Source organism: Haloglycomyces albus DSM 45210, assembly GCF_000527155.1.
GTDB lineage: Bacteria > Actinomycetota > Actinomycetes > Mycobacteriales > Micromonosporaceae > Haloglycomyces > Haloglycomyces albus.
On record NZ_AZUQ01000001.1, the window covers coordinates 1,515,714 to 1,532,878 of the forward strand.

At 57.9% G+C, this 17,165-nt stretch carries 17 protein-coding genes; 7 read left to right on the forward strand and 10 right to left on the reverse strand.

The features are described from left to right. The first annotated feature begins 67 nt into the window (after positions 1-67). From HALAL_RS0107065 to HALAL_RS18900, 3 genes are read left to right on the forward strand one after another with little or no spacing between them, the layout of a single operon-like run. Complete coding sequence (locus HALAL_RS0107065) at positions 68-1,831, forward strand: hypothetical protein (protein ID WP_025273329.1); 1,764 nt, start codon at positions 68-70, stop codon at positions 1,829-1,831. Continuing rightward, positions 1,828-2,277, forward strand: coding sequence for a roadblock/LC7 domain-containing protein (locus tag HALAL_RS16690; protein ID WP_025273330.1), 450 nt, complete (start codon positions 1,828-1,830; stop codon positions 2,275-2,277). Before HALAL_RS0107065 ends, HALAL_RS16690 begins: the two co-directional genes overlap by 4 nt. A gap of 56 nt (positions 2,278-2,333) precedes the next feature. Continuing rightward, entirely contained in the window at positions 2,334-4,376 is a 2,043-nt protein-coding gene (locus HALAL_RS18900) for a right-handed parallel beta-helix repeat-containing protein (protein ID WP_025273331.1), read from the forward strand. 75 nt (positions 4,377-4,451) lie between these two features. On the opposite strand, the gene HALAL_RS0107080 is transcribed toward HALAL_RS18900, so the two are convergent. Beyond that, the gene (locus HALAL_RS0107080) at positions 4,452-4,880 is read right to left on the reverse strand and encodes a CBS domain-containing protein (protein WP_025273332.1); all 429 of its coding nucleotides are present in this window, start codon (positions 4,878-4,880) and stop codon (positions 4,452-4,454) included. Between the two features lie 91 nt (positions 4,881-4,971). Between HALAL_RS0107080 and HALAL_RS0107085 the strand changes: the two genes are divergently transcribed. Next, a complete protein-coding gene (locus HALAL_RS0107085) occupies positions 4,972-5,166 on the forward strand; it encodes a hypothetical protein (protein ID WP_025273333.1) in 195 nt (64 codons plus the stop codon). A 202-nt stretch (positions 5,167-5,368) separates the two neighbouring features. Here HALAL_RS0107085 and HALAL_RS0107090 read toward each other — a convergent pair whose 3' ends face one another. Both HALAL_RS0107090 and HALAL_RS0107095 read right to left on the reverse strand, forming a co-directional pair. After that, on the reverse strand, positions 5,369-5,761 hold the full coding sequence (locus HALAL_RS0107090; protein ID WP_025273334.1) for a hypothetical protein: 393 nt from the start codon (positions 5,759-5,761) through the stop codon (positions 5,369-5,371). A 176-nt stretch (positions 5,762-5,937) separates the two neighbouring features. Then, positions 5,938-6,642 (reverse strand): hypothetical protein, encoded by a 705-nt coding sequence (locus HALAL_RS0107095; protein WP_025273335.1) that lies wholly within the window; start codon positions 6,640-6,642, stop codon positions 5,938-5,940. A gap of 386 nt (positions 6,643-7,028) precedes the next feature. Between HALAL_RS0107095 and HALAL_RS0107100 the strand changes: the two genes are divergently transcribed. After that, positions 7,029-8,711, forward strand: a complete 1,683-nt coding sequence (locus HALAL_RS0107100; protein ID WP_156937650.1) for a phosphodiester glycosidase family protein — start codon at positions 7,029-7,031, stop codon at positions 8,709-8,711. Positions 8,712-9,056: 345 nt separating this feature from the next. On the opposite strand, the gene HALAL_RS0107105 is transcribed toward HALAL_RS0107100, so the two are convergent. The 3 genes from HALAL_RS0107105 to HALAL_RS0107115 form a co-directional block, all read right to left on the reverse strand. Next, positions 9,057-9,521, reverse strand: coding sequence for an NUDIX domain-containing protein (locus tag HALAL_RS0107105; RefSeq protein ID WP_029767536.1), 465 nt, complete (start codon positions 9,519-9,521; stop codon positions 9,057-9,059). A gap of 158 nt (positions 9,522-9,679) precedes the next feature. Next, the gene (locus HALAL_RS0107110; RefSeq protein WP_025273338.1) at positions 9,680-10,309 is read right to left on the reverse strand and encodes a hypothetical protein; all 630 of its coding nucleotides are present in this window, start codon (positions 10,307-10,309) and stop codon (positions 9,680-9,682) included. Positions 10,310-10,886: 577 nt separating this feature from the next. After that, on the reverse strand, positions 10,887-11,915 hold the full coding sequence (locus HALAL_RS0107115; RefSeq protein ID WP_025273339.1) for a GNAT family N-acetyltransferase: 1,029 nt from the start codon (positions 11,913-11,915) through the stop codon (positions 10,887-10,889). Positions 11,916-12,312: 397 nt separating this feature from the next. Here HALAL_RS0107115 and HALAL_RS19290 point away from each other — a divergent pair, with 397 nt between their 5' ends. After that, positions 12,313-12,510, forward strand: a complete 198-nt coding sequence (locus HALAL_RS19290; RefSeq protein ID WP_156937651.1) for a transposase — start codon at positions 12,313-12,315, stop codon at positions 12,508-12,510. A gap of 73 nt (positions 12,511-12,583) precedes the next feature. Then, positions 12,584-12,922, forward strand: a complete 339-nt coding sequence (locus HALAL_RS18540) for a transposase (protein ID WP_156937652.1) — start codon at positions 12,584-12,586, stop codon at positions 12,920-12,922. Positions 12,923-13,061: 139 nt separating this feature from the next. Here the strand turns inward: HALAL_RS18540 and HALAL_RS0107125 are convergent, their stop codons facing one another. From HALAL_RS0107125 to HALAL_RS0107140, 4 genes are all read right to left on the reverse strand, one after another. Then, positions 13,062-13,682, reverse strand: coding sequence for a GyrI-like domain-containing protein (locus HALAL_RS0107125; protein ID WP_025273340.1), 621 nt, complete (start codon positions 13,680-13,682; stop codon positions 13,062-13,064). A gap of 804 nt (positions 13,683-14,486) precedes the next feature. Beyond that, complete coding sequence (locus tag HALAL_RS0107130; protein WP_025273341.1) at positions 14,487-15,146, reverse strand: response regulator; 660 nt, start codon at positions 15,144-15,146, stop codon at positions 14,487-14,489. A gap of 24 nt (positions 15,147-15,170) precedes the next feature. Further along, positions 15,171-16,352, reverse strand: coding sequence for a sensor histidine kinase (locus HALAL_RS0107135; protein ID WP_156937654.1), 1,182 nt, complete (start codon positions 16,350-16,352; stop codon positions 15,171-15,173). A gap of 21 nt (positions 16,353-16,373) precedes the next feature. Next, the gene (locus HALAL_RS0107140) at positions 16,374-17,162 is read right to left on the reverse strand and encodes an ABC transporter permease (protein WP_025273343.1); all 789 of its coding nucleotides are present in this window, start codon (positions 17,160-17,162) and stop codon (positions 16,374-16,376) included. Positions 17,163-17,165 lie beyond the last annotated feature (3 nt).

Here is a 17,165-nt window from a genome sequence, read left to right on the forward strand (position 1 = left end):
CGTCTCCGGTCGGCAGACCGCCAAGGCAACAACGGCCCTGAACAACGCGATGGAAGGAAGACGATACGTGGACGTCTTTTGCGGGATCACCACCGTGATGCAGGAAGACGAGGAAAACGCCTGCGCCATCGCGCTCGTCAACTCCACCGGTACACTCCTCGCCTCCGACACCTTCGCCGACGATATACGCGGCTGGGTCCAATTCCTCCTCTTCACCCACCCCCACCGCAGATTCCCCATCGCGGTAGGCGACGCCGAGACCCTCATCTCCGACCTCGCCCACACCACCGGGCACCACGTCACCGTCGCCGAAACCCCCGAAGCCGGTAAAGACGAGATCGACAAGGCCATCTGCCTCGCCCGCAGCATGGCCACCGGAGAAATCTCCCTCGGCACCGACAACCACCACCCCGCCTCCGGGCACCTCCGCCCGCTACTCGACAGCCTCGCGCAGGCCTGCGACTGTCGTGAAGCCGCCGTCCAGACTCTCACCAGCCTGCTGCGCGCCGTGTTCCCGGCCGCGCTCGCCGCGTGGGACGATCCCGGTGACCCGGGCGCCGTCGCCATACTGACGCGGATGCCGCAACCGGGTGCGCTGCAAAGTATCTCCACCGGAGACCTCGCCAACGACCTGGCGACCTTCGCCGATCCGGCACATATCGCGGCCTTGGCCACCGCACTCACCCAGTCGATCAAGGAAATCGGCGGAGGCGACGACTCGATGGCCGCGCCGTCGATTTCGGCCACCGCCGAAGCCGTGGCCTCCTGGGACCGGTCCATCGAAGGCCTGACCGCCCTCGTCCAAGCGCATCGATCGCAGAACAACCGGCAGATGCCCGCCGCTGCGCCTACGGTCCCCGAGCCCGTTGCCGAGGAAGAGGACTCCTCCGACGGGCTCAGCATTAAAATTCCCGACGACCTTCCCCCGCGCCGCAGTCTGCGTGCGCTCGACCCGGCGACGGGAGCGGCACCGATTGTGGAACGGGCCGCCGAAGCCGCCACCCAGGAGTTCACCTCACCGATCGCGGAGACGAACGACGAGACTCCTCCTCCCGCAGAAGCAGAAGAGGAAAAACCGATCTCCGACACCGAAGCGGCCACTCGAATCCTGGAGGCGCTCAACTCGGAGGAAGAAGGTCGGACGGACGAGGAACCCGACGGCGACTCCGAAGGGGACTCCACCTCCACGATGTCGCTGCGTCCCGGACGGGCACGGCGCTCGTTTCGGAGGCGAGCCGAGGAACCACGGGACGAACCGACCGAACCACTCGCAGCGGCCGCACCATCCGCGTCGGAGGAAAGCGGACCGCCACTGCCGCGACGCGAACGCGCGTCTCGCCACGCCGAGCCGGAGCCGGAAGCTCCCCAAGCGGCCGAACCGGAGCCGGAACCGGTGCCCGAGCCGGAGGCGCCGACTCAACCCAACATCGCCGACCTGCCCATCTCCGACGGCGACGACGACGGTCTGATGATCTTCAGTCAGACGCGAAGCGCCTGGTTCCAACGCCCCGAAAGCAGTGAGACCCAAGAATGGTCGATGCCGTCCGATGAGGAATGGCGAGCGGCCGCCGAGGTCACTGAGGCACCGAAACAGAGTGATCAGACTTCTTCAGGGTTGCCGAAACGTGAACCACAGGCTAACCTACTTCCTGGTTCGGTTCTGGCCGAGAAGGACGTACGCAGCAAAGCGCCCATCGAACGCGATGCGGATCTGTTGGCGAACAACACGTCAGGATACTTCCGTGGCTGGAGTCGCGCCCGCACCGCTGATCGGAACGCCGAATCAGTCCCCGCAAACGCCCAGACGGGCCATAGGATGGCACAACCATGAGCGCAGACCTAGGAGTTTACGAACGTTCCCTGTCCATGCTGCTGGGTTCCCTGGTGGCCCGCACGCCCGGACTGTCACACGCTGTTTTGGTGAGTGTAGACGGAGTCGCATTGGCGGTGTCCACCGGTCTGCCGCGTGACCGTGCCGACCAATTGGCGGGCATCGGTTCCGGTCTACTGTCCATGGGCGAAGGTACGGCCCGTGCCATGAGTCAGGGTCCCACGCAACAGGTCGTGGTCGAAATGGCCGAAGGCGTGCTGGTGTCGTCCCCGGTGAGCCCGCAGATCTGCTTGACGCTGTTGGCCGTTGCCGAATGCAACCGGGAACAGCTGGGGTATGAGATAGGACAGTTCACCATGCAGGTAGGCCCGCTCCTCGCGGAAGCCCTGCACAACACCGGATCCCATCCGGTTGTGGCGCAAGAAGCCGGCGGTTACAACGCCTGATCACCAGACGCCTCGCGTCCTTTGCTGTTGTGTCGTAGATCGCATATCATAGGGGCATGTTTCGCCGTGCCCTCCTGAACCTCGCCCTCATCGCGATCACCGGCCCCGCGATCGTGCTACTGACCGCCACCACCGCCAACGCACAGACCGACGACGAACCCCCGAAGCCACCCGACGTCGTCGTGTGCGACCCCGACGAAGACGAATTCCACGAACGCAACGACGAGATCGAATTCGGCATACGGATGGAGAACCGCGATCTCTTCAAACGATGCCTGGAAGCGGAAACCTTCGACCTCAGCGCGGCGGTCACCGAAGCCGACGACGGCACCTCCATCGCCGTCCTCCCCGGACACTACCCGGTCACCGAACCGCTGGAACTGACCGGAACCACCGATATAGAGCTCTACGGCAACGCCGCACAACCCGACGACATCGTCATCGAAGCCGACGACGACCTCGCCACCCTCCTCGCCGTCCGCGACTCCACGGCGACAACCCTGCGAATGCTGACCTTCCTCCACGGCAACGACAACGCCGTCGACATTCGCGACAGTGCCGACGTCGACATCACCGCAGTCGTCGCCAAGAACAACGGACGCAACGGTTTCTTGCTGAACAACACCGACGAGATCACCATGACCAAAACCTCGGCGTCCGGAAACGCCGCAGCCGGCCTCCACTGGAACGCCTCCAACGGCAGCGTCACCGCAGGAAAATACCAACACAACCGCCACGGCCTCCACCTCCGCGACAGCAGCGTCGACATCGAAACCGTCTCAGTGGGACGCAACCTCATCGGAACCTACCTCGACGAATCCACCACCGTACGAATCCAAGACGGCGACTGGTACGAAAACAACCTCAACCCCCTGCGAGACAACGACTGCGACAAACCACTCTTCGAACGCTCCCCGTCCTCGGTACAGATGTGCCCGTCAGTCGGCTCCTCCAGCGGCATCGGACTATGGATACACGGCAGCACCGACGTCACCGTCACCGACAACCACTTCTGGGGCCACCGAGGAACCGCCGTCGTCGCCACCGGCGACGGCGTCAACAACCAAGCCAACGACACCATCACCGTTCAAGGCAACCACTTCGGCGAACGCAAACAAGGAGGAAGCCAACACAACCACACCGACATCTGGTGGGATGGCCAAGGAGAATCCCTCTGCTTCGACGTCGACACCAGCGACGTCACCCGCCCGGCCGCACTCCCCGCCTGCGACGACGGCATCGGACCGGTCAACCGCTACCTCGGCGACCCCGTCTCCACCCTCAAAACCGAATACTGCGGACAACCCGACTACCAACAACCCCAGGACTACTGCGACTGGCTGGGAGCACCGGCCTCCGAACGCCTCGAATTCCGCGTCGCGCTCGCCGTCGCGGTGGGAATGTTCGTACTGACCGGCCTAGGCTGGCTGGCGGCGGCACGCGGAACGCGCCCACCCGGATTCAACTCGGCGGGAGTATCGACCCTGACCCTCGCGGCGGCAGTGTTCCTCACGGTGGCGGCGGCCTGGTCCAACCGTTCGGATTACGAGGCCCTGGCGTTGGTGATGTGGGCGGTCGCCTGGGTGATCGCCGCACGGGCCTGGCGAGTGAGTGGGCTGGCGGCGCTCGCCTGGTTGAGTTATATCGTGTCGTTCCTTTTGGTAGTGGACGCGACCGATCGCGCGGTATGGACGGTTCCGTACCTTCCGGTGTCACCCGGCTGGTTGTGGCTGGCGCTGTTGCCCGTCTGGTTCGTCGTCATGTTCTTTTACCTGGTTCGGAAACGTCCGACCGACCCCGACGACCAGCCACCACAACAGCGGCAAGAGGAAGAGATCGCCGAGTACAACCGTTTCCATTGGGGAGATTTCCACGGTCAACCTCGAACATTAGCGCGGGCGATAAGCGGTAAAGTGTCGGTATGGCTTGGACATGGAAGTTTGAAGACCCCGACGGAACCGCGATCGAAATCGAGTCCGAAGAGCACGACAACCAGGGCGACGCCGAAACGTGGCTGGGCGATATATGGCGTGACCTACGCGAAAAAGGCGCTTCAGCAGCGGTTCTCTTCGACAAGGACACCGAAGTGTACCGAATGAGTCTGGAAGACCCCAACGCGTAAGAATTCCACACGACAGGGGAGGTCACTCGGTGACCTCCCGATAAAAACACTTCTAGTTGTTGGGTGGGGCGGCGTAAACGCGTTCCACAAACTCGGCCACCTCGTCTTCGCTCAAATGCTGCGCGATGTCGGCTTCTGAGATCATGCCGACCAACTTGCGATTGTCCAGTACCGGAACGCGGCGAACGGAGTTGTCCTCCATCATCTGCAGGCAATCGTGTATTTCGGTTTCGGCCTCCACCCAGATAAGTCGATCGTCGGCCAGTTGACCGGCCGTGACTGTATTGGGGTCGTGGCCTCCGGCAATGCATTTGACCACGATATCGCGATCGGTGATGATGCCGTGCAGTCGATTGTCATTGCCGCAAATGGGAAGTGCCCCGACATGGTCGTCGCGCATCCGTTGGGCGGCCTCGCTCAACGATTCATTGGCATCGACGCACTCCGCGTTGTTGTGCATGATGTCGCGGGCGGTCATCATGGCTTCTTCCTCCTCATAACGTCCTCATTGCGGCTTATCGGACCGTTCCCGACGCCTGAATGAGAAATATTCAACACTTCTTCTTGTCAGTGTGGCGGAAAAACGCCGATCAGAGGCCGGTTATAAAAAACCAACCATCGCGCTGGTCGTGTTGTCGCGTTTTGGCCGTTTCGAGGCCGACCTCCGCCGGTTCCGCGTCATAGTTCTGGGTGTGGTGGCCGACGGCGGTTTGACCATTGAACGGTCGCACGTATCGAGCGTCCTAGGGCGATTCGAGTTCGGTTAGGTGTTCAGGGGCAAGATGGGTGGCGGCAGGAAGGTTGACGTAGTCGTAACTATGTTCGATACGTCCGGGAATACCTGCCCATTTGAGTTCGGGCGTACGGTTATCGCTGTTCAGCGACTTCCCCGCGTTCTCCGTGGTATTCGGCTTGTGTATGGGTGTCCCAGGTCCAGTGGTCATCGGTCTTATAGCAACCACTGACCGACTATCGACGTTCCCATGGAGGTAGAAGCCATCTGGGTTTTCCTTTGAGAATGAGGGTAAACATGGCAACGGTAGTTCCGACGAGCAGAATGATGAGGATAAGCAGAACTGCCGTCAATATCAAAAGCACCGCCCCATCGGAGAAGTCGGATTGGAGGACGATCGGAATGACGATAAAGAGCATCAGGAGGTATATCGACAAGGTGGTCATCGGGGCATAACCGCGATACCAGTACCTGAGAGATCGACCGTACTTTTCCATCTGCCGTGACCGCCGGTGCAGCAGCTTCATGATTCGTGCGTTGCCGGTCCAGACCAGAATTCCTAGAACTGTGGTCGCGATCAGCGCTGCGATAAATATGGCACTTATGATCATGCCAGTAGTACTATCCATAGCAATATTCCTGTTAGGGGCGGGCATTCCGGGCGTCGGTGGTAAAACTACGGCGATATCGGAGTGTAGGTGATCGCCTGAACCACCAGATATTTGGATCATACGTCCGACTCTGATTACCCATCCGAGGTAGGTGGCTGCAGGCAAAGGGCTCCGCACACCGCATTGGTAATGGCCTACTCGGCAGCGAAACGTTCGATCAAATCGTCGATGGATGAGACAGAGCCCCATGCATCACCGAGCTCATCATGAGAAACCCCTACTCCAGTTATGGTGTCGTCTGATTCGGCTTGAAACCACATCCAGCCCGGTCCCGATTGGTATATGGGTGCGTCTTCGGGGATATCGGCAGGGCGATTGATAGTTACATCGTCCAAGTCCGTATAGGGATCCCGTTGCGACGCTTCGACACCGGCCATGACAATACGAAGTCCAATTCCCGCGTCGTCCAGCGTGGTCATCGTTCCATGACCGTGAAGTGACTGGTACAGGTAAATCGATTCGGCCGAATCATTGAGTCCCATGAGGTTTTGATCGACTGTGACTTCCAATATGATCGATTCGGTCGGTGTTTGGAAGTCTTCTAGAGTCATGTCGTTGTCTTCTTGATATTCGGGGTCGTGGAACTTATCGTGGTCGAAGCTCAAACCCTCGTGGACTGCGATGATCGACCCCGAAACAATCACGTCTGCAGTCTCGGCAGCATGTTCCGGCGACACCATCGGTTGGTAGTCGATGTCTTCTGACCCCGTGAGCTGCGAGGTGAAATCACGTGCCTTCGGGCTCGAATCTGCTTCCGCTGTGTCAGGTGCGCTGGTACAGGCGGTCAGCGTGATGGTGAGAAGGCTTGCGACGAGGGCGATGCTGTAGCGATTCACCATTTGTCCTCCGTGTGCACGATAGGGGTTGCAGGTATGCCGACATCCATTGGAGATGTCAACGCCGTTGTGTACTTCTCGGCTAGCCAAATGCACACATCAACGTCGGGTAGGGTAGCCGCAATGTTGATACCGTGCCAACACTCGTGAATCGGCACGATACGAATTCACCCATGCTCACAATGGCCCACCGGCCGGAGTGTTTGACTCCCATTCCAGTAAGCGTTCGTCCTAGTTCGACGTCTTAAGATGTGATCCGGTTTCGTCGTCGAGTGTGTTACTGAAAGCGTGGCGCATAGCGCGGCAGCTCGACTTCACAGGGCGCAGTGAGCCCCAACGCCTCGCGGGTGATCTTTCAGCCCCGCCCTTAAGGAACATAGACAATTCCGTTGCGCCTCAAGGAGAACAGTATTATTGTTAATTGTCCTGTCAATGATAGGAAGGACAGAACGTTGCGAGATACGATCAAGTCAATTGCGCTCGCAAGTACTGCCGCGATTGCCATACCGCTGGTCCCCGCACCGGCGGCAGCGCAGCAGGAAAGTACCGTCGAAGAGATCGCCCCTGGTGTGGTGCACGAGACCTACACCTACAAGGGGCAACCTGTCAATCAACTGTCCGTCAGCATTGTTGAAGACCATATCAGTGCTGACGTCCTTGTTCCCGACTCCATTGCCCACACGGAGAAGCCCTCGTTGATGGCCGAGCAGGCCGAGGCGACGGCCGTGGTCAATGGTGACTTCTTCAATAATAGCGAGGACGACTGGCCTCGTTATACCGATGCCCCGGTCGGCCCGATGATTACCGACAACGCCGACCTGTTTCCGTCGCTTTCATTCACCGGACAAACGTATGTCAAGGGTGCAGTTCCTGGGAAGCAGCGTATGGGCCCCGGGCGCCCAGAGGGTTCACCGAACGAAAGCGCCTTGGCTTTCCAAGACGGTCAGCCGATCATGACGGAATTCCATGTCCAAGGAACGATTGACACCAACCGAGGTAACCATGTCCTTGAAGGAGTCAATCAATACGGCCTTGCTCACGACAGCATCGGATATTTCGATTCCGGCTGGGGTGCAACAGATCGTTACCGAGCCGTCTGCGGCGACTATGACGACAGGACTAAGCCTTGTAGCGAGAACATCCACGACGTTCTCGTGCGTGACGGCGTTGTGGTTGGAATCGACGATATCGTTCCTCCTGTTGAACCAGGTGCCTATACTCCGTTCGAGCATTACCGAAACATACGCGACAACGAGTTCATTCTGCTCGCTCGTGACGATGCGGCCGATTGGCTACGGACGCTTGAGCCTGGAGACGAAGTGACTCCTAATTGGTCGCTTGACTCCCCTGACGGACCGGTCGATACGGCGATCGGAGGGATGCCGATCGTGCGTGACGGTGCGTTGGTACCTGGACTTCCTGAGGCCGACTATGATGACGGTGAGCTGGACCAGCCCAAGAACGCCGCCGTGCGTACCGCTGTTGGATACAATGCCGGAGCCAATGTTCTTTACATGGTCACAGTCGGTGAAACCGATGGCCGAGGAGTCACCCTTCGCGAACTAGGCGATCTGATGATCGATCTAGGCGCAGTCGATGCGCTCAATTTCGACGGAGGTGGTTCGACGATGATGGGAACCGCCACAGATGACGGATCGATCGAGGTGCGTAACGATCCGACCGACTTCTTTGGCGAACGCTCCGTGGCTAACGCTTTGGCTATCTTCGCCACCGATGAACGAGTCTCCTACATGGAAGGGCGCTGGAAACTCCAGAACGGCAGCCCCTTTGCCCCCTCATTGCTTGTTGACGAACGGGGCGCCACTCGATATATCGGACACAACTCCAGCGAGTTTTTCGGGCCTTTGAAGGTCTCATCGGCATCCTCGGCTGCTCAATGGGAGATGTCGGCTGACTTTCAGGAGTACTCGTATCTGGATGACACCATTAGCGACGGTTTCACTTTCACTTTGAACGTTGAAACAGATTCGCCTAACCTGACGCCGCAACCCGGCGATCAATTCGTCGATTCGGATGGGAATGTCTGGGAGCGGCAGGAAGAAGAGCAATAATACGTTCTGCGCTGTTGACAAGGACGGTATAACAACGATTGGACGCATTTGAGAGGTTCCGGCGTGATCGGGGGTGGCCTTTGGGCACCCCCTGCATCCGGTGAGTCTTGAATGGGATTAATGGGCGGGCCCGCAGCAGCTCGCCCATTTCACCGTTGGCCACCCGCTTTCAGGGCGCGGAGTCTCCACGGTGGTCAACGATGAAGTGTCCTATGACTACGATCCACGTAGGTCGCCTCCACAGTGCTGCCGATGGATGCATATGCCGGATCGGCAATCGGGGTGGAATACGGGTGAGCGGCCTACTTTGCACGATTGGTAGATCTCGGCATAGCCATGCGCTACTCAGAGTCCGATGTTTCGCTTGTGCCCAACATACTGGCCCGTATCAGGGAAACCCGAACGGACGAGCTCGCTAAACTTATAGGTAAAGCCGTAGTCTGTCAGCTCTTCTATAGGAACAAATCGGACGGCTGTGATCGTATTGTCGTCATGTTCATTGGTCGGAAGCCGCTCCTCTCCGCCGAGATAATTCATCTGCAACATAAAGTGGACGATTGGGGGAGTACGCTCTGGAAAGTCTGATACGTACAGGAGACGATCGACGTTTGCTTCGATGCCTGTCTCTTCAAGGATTTCCCGCGCGGCTGCTTCGCCGATAGCTTCGCCTGTCTCAAGGTGTCCACCTGGTAGAGACCATGACCGGCCTTTATCCACCCGTTGTCTCACAAGAAGAAGTCGGTTATCACGTATGAGTACACCGGTTACACGGATATTGATGGCATATTCGGGATGGAATTCGTTAGGCATGGTAGTTGCGCTTTCCTAGGTAGGGTGATGACAAACAAGCATAGAGTCTGACGTATGTTGAATGATCCTGACTGTGGTAGTGGATTGACCGTGATGTCGCCAAGGGATTTTGGGTTGGGGTGGGAACAATCAAGGTCGGTCAATGCAGCCGGTTGGGACTATTCATGTTTCTTTTGGAAGACACCCATTTTGCCGTATAGGCGGTAGCCGATGGCTTCATTGATCGCGATCATATGATCGTTGACAGTGGCGTTACCGGTGATGACGTATTTCATGTGAGGGCGGTAGCTTTTCAGTAGCCGCTGGTTGGCGATCTTGACCAGCAATCCGAGGCGATGTCCTCGGTGACGGGAGTCGACGACGGTGTTACCGTGTCGTGCCCAGGCTTCGCTGGCCGCTGGAACCGAGATGCTTGAATCGGCCACCACTGTGTCGCTCTGGCGGTGTAGTGCGATGGTTCGGATAGTCAGGTCACCGCGTCGAAGTTGCTCGGTCTGCTCGCGCCTGACGCGGGAACTGTCTATATTGGCGAGCTGCAGATCCCAGTCCTCAAATGGCATATCGGTGATAAGGAATTCCTCCATGCGGGCGATCCCGGCAAGATACCTTTTCGGAATCATGCCAATCCCGCTGACGATCTCGTAGTCGTACGTTTTGGATTCGGCTTCCGCCTTCAACTGGTCGATTCTGCCTTCATCGACCGCTTGCAACTCAACTCGACGTATATCCTGGGTGTTAACGTCACTGTATCCGAGACTGGCGCCGAATGGAACGGCCGTGTCGGGCACTCCGGTTTCTCCGTCGGGTAATACTGCACACGTTTGAAGAGAGGTGCGATTCTCCTCCCGAGCAACGGCTTCCAGGAACCTGATGAACCGGCGTCCAATACCACGACGACGGTGTTCGGAGGTGGGCCTGCAGCTCGAAGTCAAGAATATGCGTGTTGTTGGCATCGGCGAGAAGATCCTCAGTCCACGCAACGGCTTTTCCATCAGTGAACGCCAGCCAACGACGGGTACGAGAGTAGTATTCACCTTCTAACGGGCCAACCAAAGTTCTGGTCTCACTGTAAGGCGGCAGCCGAGAAAAGTCGTGTTTGTCCAACGTCGCCATCAGGCTGAACCAGTCGTCAAGGTGCTAGGGTTTATTGCGGTCGAGCGGAACGATATCGAGATCGACGTTAGTCATACTTCGAGGCTCGACCACTGACCTTGATCGGTCAAAGCCTTACCTGGCGGCTGGGCAAACATGCAGTCTGAAGATCGCAAGACTGCATTCTGTGCGATCTCCTCAAAGCCATCCGCATCGGGAGTCGACATTAATCGAGTGATCCCTAATGTCACAATCGATCTAACCGTTTCAGGCTCATTCCAGTTTTTTCTGGAGTACGCCTTCCTTACCGTATAGGCGGTATCCGATCGCTTCGTTGATCGTGATCATGCTGTCGTTGACCGTAGCGTTGCCGGTCACGACGTATTTCATATGGGGACGGTAGCTCTTTAGTAGCCGCTGGTTGGCGATCTTGACCAGCAGTCCGAGGCGATGTCCCCGGTGTTCGGGATCGACAATCGTACTTCCTTGGTGAGCCCATTCCTCGCTTCCTGCGGGAACCGAGATTTTGGTCGCGGCAACCACCGCGCCACTGGAACGGTGTACTGCGATCGTCTGCAATATGAAGGAACCGCGTCGAAGTTTTTCTAGATGAAGTCGCTGAATCTGAGCCGGATCAATCTTGGCCGGGCGGAGATCCCAGTCGCCCATAGGCATATCAGTCAGCATGAACTCGTCCATTCGGGCAAGACCCTCGAGATACTTCTCTGGAATCATGCCGACCCAGTTAACGATGTCGTAATCCGTCGCCTTTGCTTCGGCCTCTTGCTTAAGACGCTCGATCTCGTCCTCATCGACCGATTGCAATTCGACCCGTCGCAGGTCCTGAGGGCTGGCGTTCGTGTAGCCAAACTTGGCTCCAAAGGGCGCGGCGGTATCTGGAATCTCGGTGTCACCATAGGGCAGTGCCACCCATGCTTGAAGTGAGGTGCGACCCTCTTCACGGGCTATGCTCTCCAGGAATTCCACAAACTGACTACCGATCCCATTGCGACGATGTTGAGGGTGTACTTCCAGTTCGAACTCGAAGATATGCGTATTGTCGGTGTCTGGAAGTTCCACTTTGGCCCAGGCGAGAAGTTCCCCGTCGACAAATCCGAGCCAGCGTTTGGTGCGGGAGTGCTTTTCGCTCTGTACTAGTTCAGCGAGCATAGCGGTGTGGCTGGTGGGTGGGAGCTTGGAGAAATCGTGTTCCTCAACGAGATCGAGGAGATTCAGCCAGTTTTCTATGTGGTCGGGGTTAGTGGGGTCGAGTGGAACGATATCGAGCGCGACTTTAGCCATGCTCTGAAGTCTCCGGTACCGATCACCATTGGTCAATCGAATTTCCATTCAGGCACTGCGTTTCAACCGTTCTACATGGCACCCGGTCGATCCACCCGTATACAAGCGACATTGCATTTGAGGAGCAGAGTCAAGTATCTGACATCAAAATACGCATTCGTCTTGGCCGGCACGCGTTTGTGGCTGTTGACTTTGTGTTAGCAATACGCGACACTAACGCACGCTGAGTGATCACGATGGTCATTCAGGCGTACTTAGGGAGCGTATTATGGTGGATTGTCGGGTTTAGTTTTGTCGTGTACCTGAAGTGTTCTCTCGTTCGTTGGTTAGGTATGAGCGATGACCGTAGGGCTTATCCCAGTGATATGACCGATAAGCAGTGGGAACGATCAGGCCGATGGTAGAGCCGTGGCGGGAAGCGCGCCAAAAGCGCGGACTGGGGCTTGATCGCCCCAAGCACACGTTGCGTGAGATCGTTAATGCGATCCTCTACATGAACTGTACAGGCTTCCAGCGGGCGGACCTCCCCCATAACTTCCCTCCCTATCGGACTGTCCATAACTATTATCGTGATTGGAAGAGGGAGGGGAGCTGACAAAGCGATCCATGACGCACTGTGCGCCAAGGTGAGACGCCGGTCAGGGCGAGCGCCCCGACCGACAGGCGTCATGGCGGATGCCCAGTCGGTCAAAACATCGCCCAACGTGGGCGAATCTGACCAGGGCATTGATGTGGGAAAGAAGATCAAAGGTCTCAAACGCCATATCGTCACCGATACCATCGGTCCGAAATTGACGGGGATGGTCACCGCTGCAAACATCTCCGATACTGCCGGTGGCCGTGACCTTGTCGAGAGGGTTGCCGTAGACCATCCGTCCGTCTCAAAGTTCCAGGTGGACAACGGATACCGAAAATCGGTGACCGAAACAGCTGAGGCGGTAGGTATCGACGTGGAAGTGACACAGAAACCCAACCAGACCAAAGGATTCGAACCGACGAGGCGGTAGCCGGTCGAACGAACCTTCGGCTCGTTCATGCAGCACCGTCGGCTGGCACGAAGATACGAAACGACCGCGCGCTCAGTCGAATCCATGGCCTATTGGCCCATGACCGACACCATGTCCCACACCCTGCACACCGTCCCGCTCACTGCGAAATGACCGGCTGGCGGAGGATTGTACGTTGCCTCTCCGGCTTTACCTTCCGGAAGTCGCTCAGGTAGATCTCGTGATGCCTCCCGGACATCCGTAGTCCATTATCGGGTATGAACGCCTCATGCATCTCCCTCAACACTTCTGCCTCGTCATCAAACGAACCGATATGCAGGGTCTGTACACACCGAGTTTCAGAAAGAGACTCAAAACGGATATCGTCGATCCGCGCAGGTGGTTTCGTCTTCCGCACATATTCGATGGTTGCAGTGACCATGTCCTGCCCAATCCAATCGGGGACCATCAACATGATCGTCCAATCCCACTGCGATTTATCACGCGCCGATGTAAAGGTATCCATATCCTCAGCTGACCACAGTCCCTCCAGCGGAGGAACAACATAGTCGCGTTCAAGTTCCCGTTTGCTGGCGAACTTCAATTTATAGGCCACTGGGTACAGTGATTTTATAGCGTCTCTAAAAGCAGGCGACGTGTTCGGGTCGCCATGTCCATCGATCATTAGGTACTGCATGTCGGGCACGTCCAAGATACGGAACTGACTGCGCCGTGCCTGGTAAGAGCCGGAAAACTTCTTAAAATCGATTTTCGTTGGCATTGAACGGACACCCGAGCCGATTTTAGGCTCATTTCCTTTCTGCGCCTAAGTAGCACGAGCCGATAGTACTATCGCACGGCGACAATTTCAGGAACGAAACTGGTATTCATCAAGTCCGAACTCTTGTTTCGCGTCCTCAAAACGCGTTTCGATGGCCCACCGTGAACCATCCCTGGCAATCAGATCGGTTTTTGTGTCCAGAGAGGGATGACAACACACATAAAATGCATGATCGTTGTTCTCTAGTGAACGCCTCGAGAGGACAGAACGAGTAAATCATTGTGGTGCTCTCGTATCCGGCACTAGCGCTCCCCCGACCCATTGACACTCAACCGGGCCTCGTTTGCCTTCCTCCTTGTGGCGCTGTCTCCCATCGATGCTGAGGGACCGTCGCCATCAGGTCACGTATCTCCTTCTAACGGCCCTAAACATCCGTAAGAACATGATTGCTGCGTATTTCCAGAACGTACCGTATCCTCTCGTCTTCCACGAACTGACACAACGGGGGTATAGTTCCCATACGTGCTTTTGTCAGTGGCACAACTGTAGGCAAGATGATCATCATTAGCGTCGGCCACCATACGCACTGTGCTCTCGGGCTTGGTGATCATCCCTTGGGTAACACGCTCGGAAAGAATCCCTGCCTGATCGCACCGGTCAGGGTTCTCGACCCAGGTACGTGGTAGATAGAGTTCCGTTTTAGAACGCTTTAAATCTTAACGCAGGGATCGAGTGTCCCCTTATTTCCCCGGTTAATCCACCCACTAAACCTCATGAAGAGCCCTAAAAGGGGAGTAATAACGACTAACCACGTGGCTTAACGAGCTTTACGTCGTAGGCGTAGATGACTGCTTGGACGCGGTCTCTCGCACCGATCTTCTGGAGGATACGACCGATATGGGTCTTCACCGTCGATTCGGCCAGGAACAGTCGTTCGGCGATTTCGCCGTTGGTGAGCCCTTCCGCCATGGCTTGGAGGACTTGCTTCTCGCGGTCCGTCAGCTCGGAGGCGGTTTCGGGATCGGGGACGTCGTCGTCGGGGAGATGCCCGATGAATTGGTCCAGTAGGCGGCGGGTGAGCGACGGGGCGACGACGGCATCGCCGGAAGCGATGGCGCGCACGGCGTTCAAGAGTTCTTCGGGCTGCGCGTCTTTGAGGAGAAAACCGCTCGCTCCCGCGCGTAGAGCCGAGTAGACGTACTGGTCGATGTCGAAAGTGGTGAGAACCAGGACGCGGGTGCGTCCGCCGGAGCCGACGATCTGCTTGGTGGCACTGATACCGTCCGTGCCCGGCATGCGTATGTCCATCAGGATGACGTCGGGGTTGCGGTCGGCGGCGAGTCGAACGGCTTCACTGCCGTTCTCCGCTTCACCGACGACGGTGATATCGTCCTGGCTTTCCAGCAGCATGCGGAAGCCCATGCGTTGTAGGGATTGGTCGTCAGCGATAGCAACCGTGGTCACGTTGAGGTCCTTTGTCTCGTGGCGTTAATTCCCATTGACCGGTAGGTGGAGCGTGACCGTCCAACCTCCGGTGGCACTCGGTCCCGACTCCATTGTGCCGCCAAAGGCGCGAGCGCGTTCGGCCAGCCCGCTCAGTCCGCGACCGGGTTGGGCGTTGTCCACCAGGATGCCCGGGTTTGAGATTCGAAGGTCGACGTCGTCGCTGCCGTATTCGAACTCGATTGTCATGGGCGTGCCTGGGGGCGTGTGTTTGAGCGCGTTGGTCATCGCTTCCTGGATGGTGCGGTAGATGACCAGTTCGTGTCCTTGGTTCAGTTCGGGGCGTTCGCCGTGTGTGCGGTAGTTGACGTTTCGTCCGGTGGACCGGACGCGCTGTATCAACTCGTCGATGTCGTCCAGACCCGGCTGTGGCGCGATTTCGGCTTCTTCCTCGTCGTCGTGGCGTAGGACTCCGAGGACACGGCGTAGTTCGTTGAGTGCTTGGCGGCTGGTGTCGGATATCGATTCGAGTGCTTGGGTGGCTCCGTCGTGGTTTCCGGCTTTGGCGGCGTATTGTCCGCCGTCGGCGAGGGCGTTGACCACGGCGAGGTTGTGTCCGATGATGTCGTGCATTTCTCGGGCGATGCGGTGGCGCTCTTCGGTGGCCGATTGCTCGGCCTGTTGTTGTTCGAGCCAGACGACGTGGTCGCGTTTGGTGCGCAGGAGGAGCGCTACGGTCAAAATAAGTCCGAATATGACCAGGCTGGACGTGATGTCGGCGACGATGGTCCAGATATAGCCGTGGTTGGTGGTGATGCTGTCGATCAACCCGTTGAGGTTGATCAGGATGAAGGTGAGGGTGACCTGCCAGTTTGGGCAGCGCATCCCCACATTGAACAGGATGAGGATGTAGGCCACTCCGTGGCTGGTGGCCATGACGGGGTCGGAGGACAGAGCGCTGATGAGGGACGGAACCATCACGATGAGCATGACGGTGAACGGGTTACTCCGCCTCCACACTAGCGGAATGAGCAGAGCCACTTGCAGAATCAAATAGGCGATGTCGCGCTCTTGGAACTCGCCCATGAACCACGGTACGACCCGTCCGGCAATGGTCACCAGGATCCAAAAAACGACGACGGACACGTCCCACCACCGTGGTCGCCGGGAGTCGAACTCCCAGAGTCGGCGGAGAGAGTACCGTCGTCGCTTTTGATCCGTTGTCACTATGCCAACCTAATACATCGGCTAGACGTCGCGTTGCTTGACGACCAGCCCGGCGAATCCGAAGGCCACGATGAGCCAAGCGGCGATGCCGAGGTAGGCCGCGCCCATGCTGACGTCACTCTCGAAGCCTTGCAGAGGTCCGACAAGCTGTGCGGGAGCGTAGTTCATGGCGGTGTCGACCCATTCCCAGGGCAAGAGGCGTGCCAGGTCGGGAAGAATCATGACCACCGCGACGAAGAACGTGATCGCTCCGGCCGTGTTGCGCAGTAGGAATCCCAGCGCTACACCGAGCAGCGCGTAATACGCCGACGCGACCGAGTAGTGGAAGAGGGTGCTCAATACCTGGTCGTCTCTCAAGCTGAGTGCACCGATGTCGGTTCCCGACGTCATGGTGGTGAACACGTAGAACATCACCAGGCTCACCAACGCGAAGAATACGAAGACCACCACCGCGTTGACGGCGGCTTTCGCGAAGACGACGGGAAGTCGACCGGGCACGGCCGTCATCGTCGGTCGGATGCTGCCGGTTCCGTATTCCCCGGTAACGGTCAAAATCGCCAGAATGGCGATGAGGATCGACGCGATGCTCACGGGACCGAGGATGAGCGACATGGGGTTGTCCCACATGGCCATCTGGCCGTCGTTGTAGGTGTGCGCGGTGATCCCGGCAAACGTCAGGGCGAACGCGGCGGCGATGAGATAGATGATCCACGTGGATTTGACGCTCCACATTTTCTTCCATTCGCCACCGATCACGCCGCCGAGGCGTAGGTGTACCCCTTCTTGCGGGGTCAGGGTTGCAGTCGTCATCGC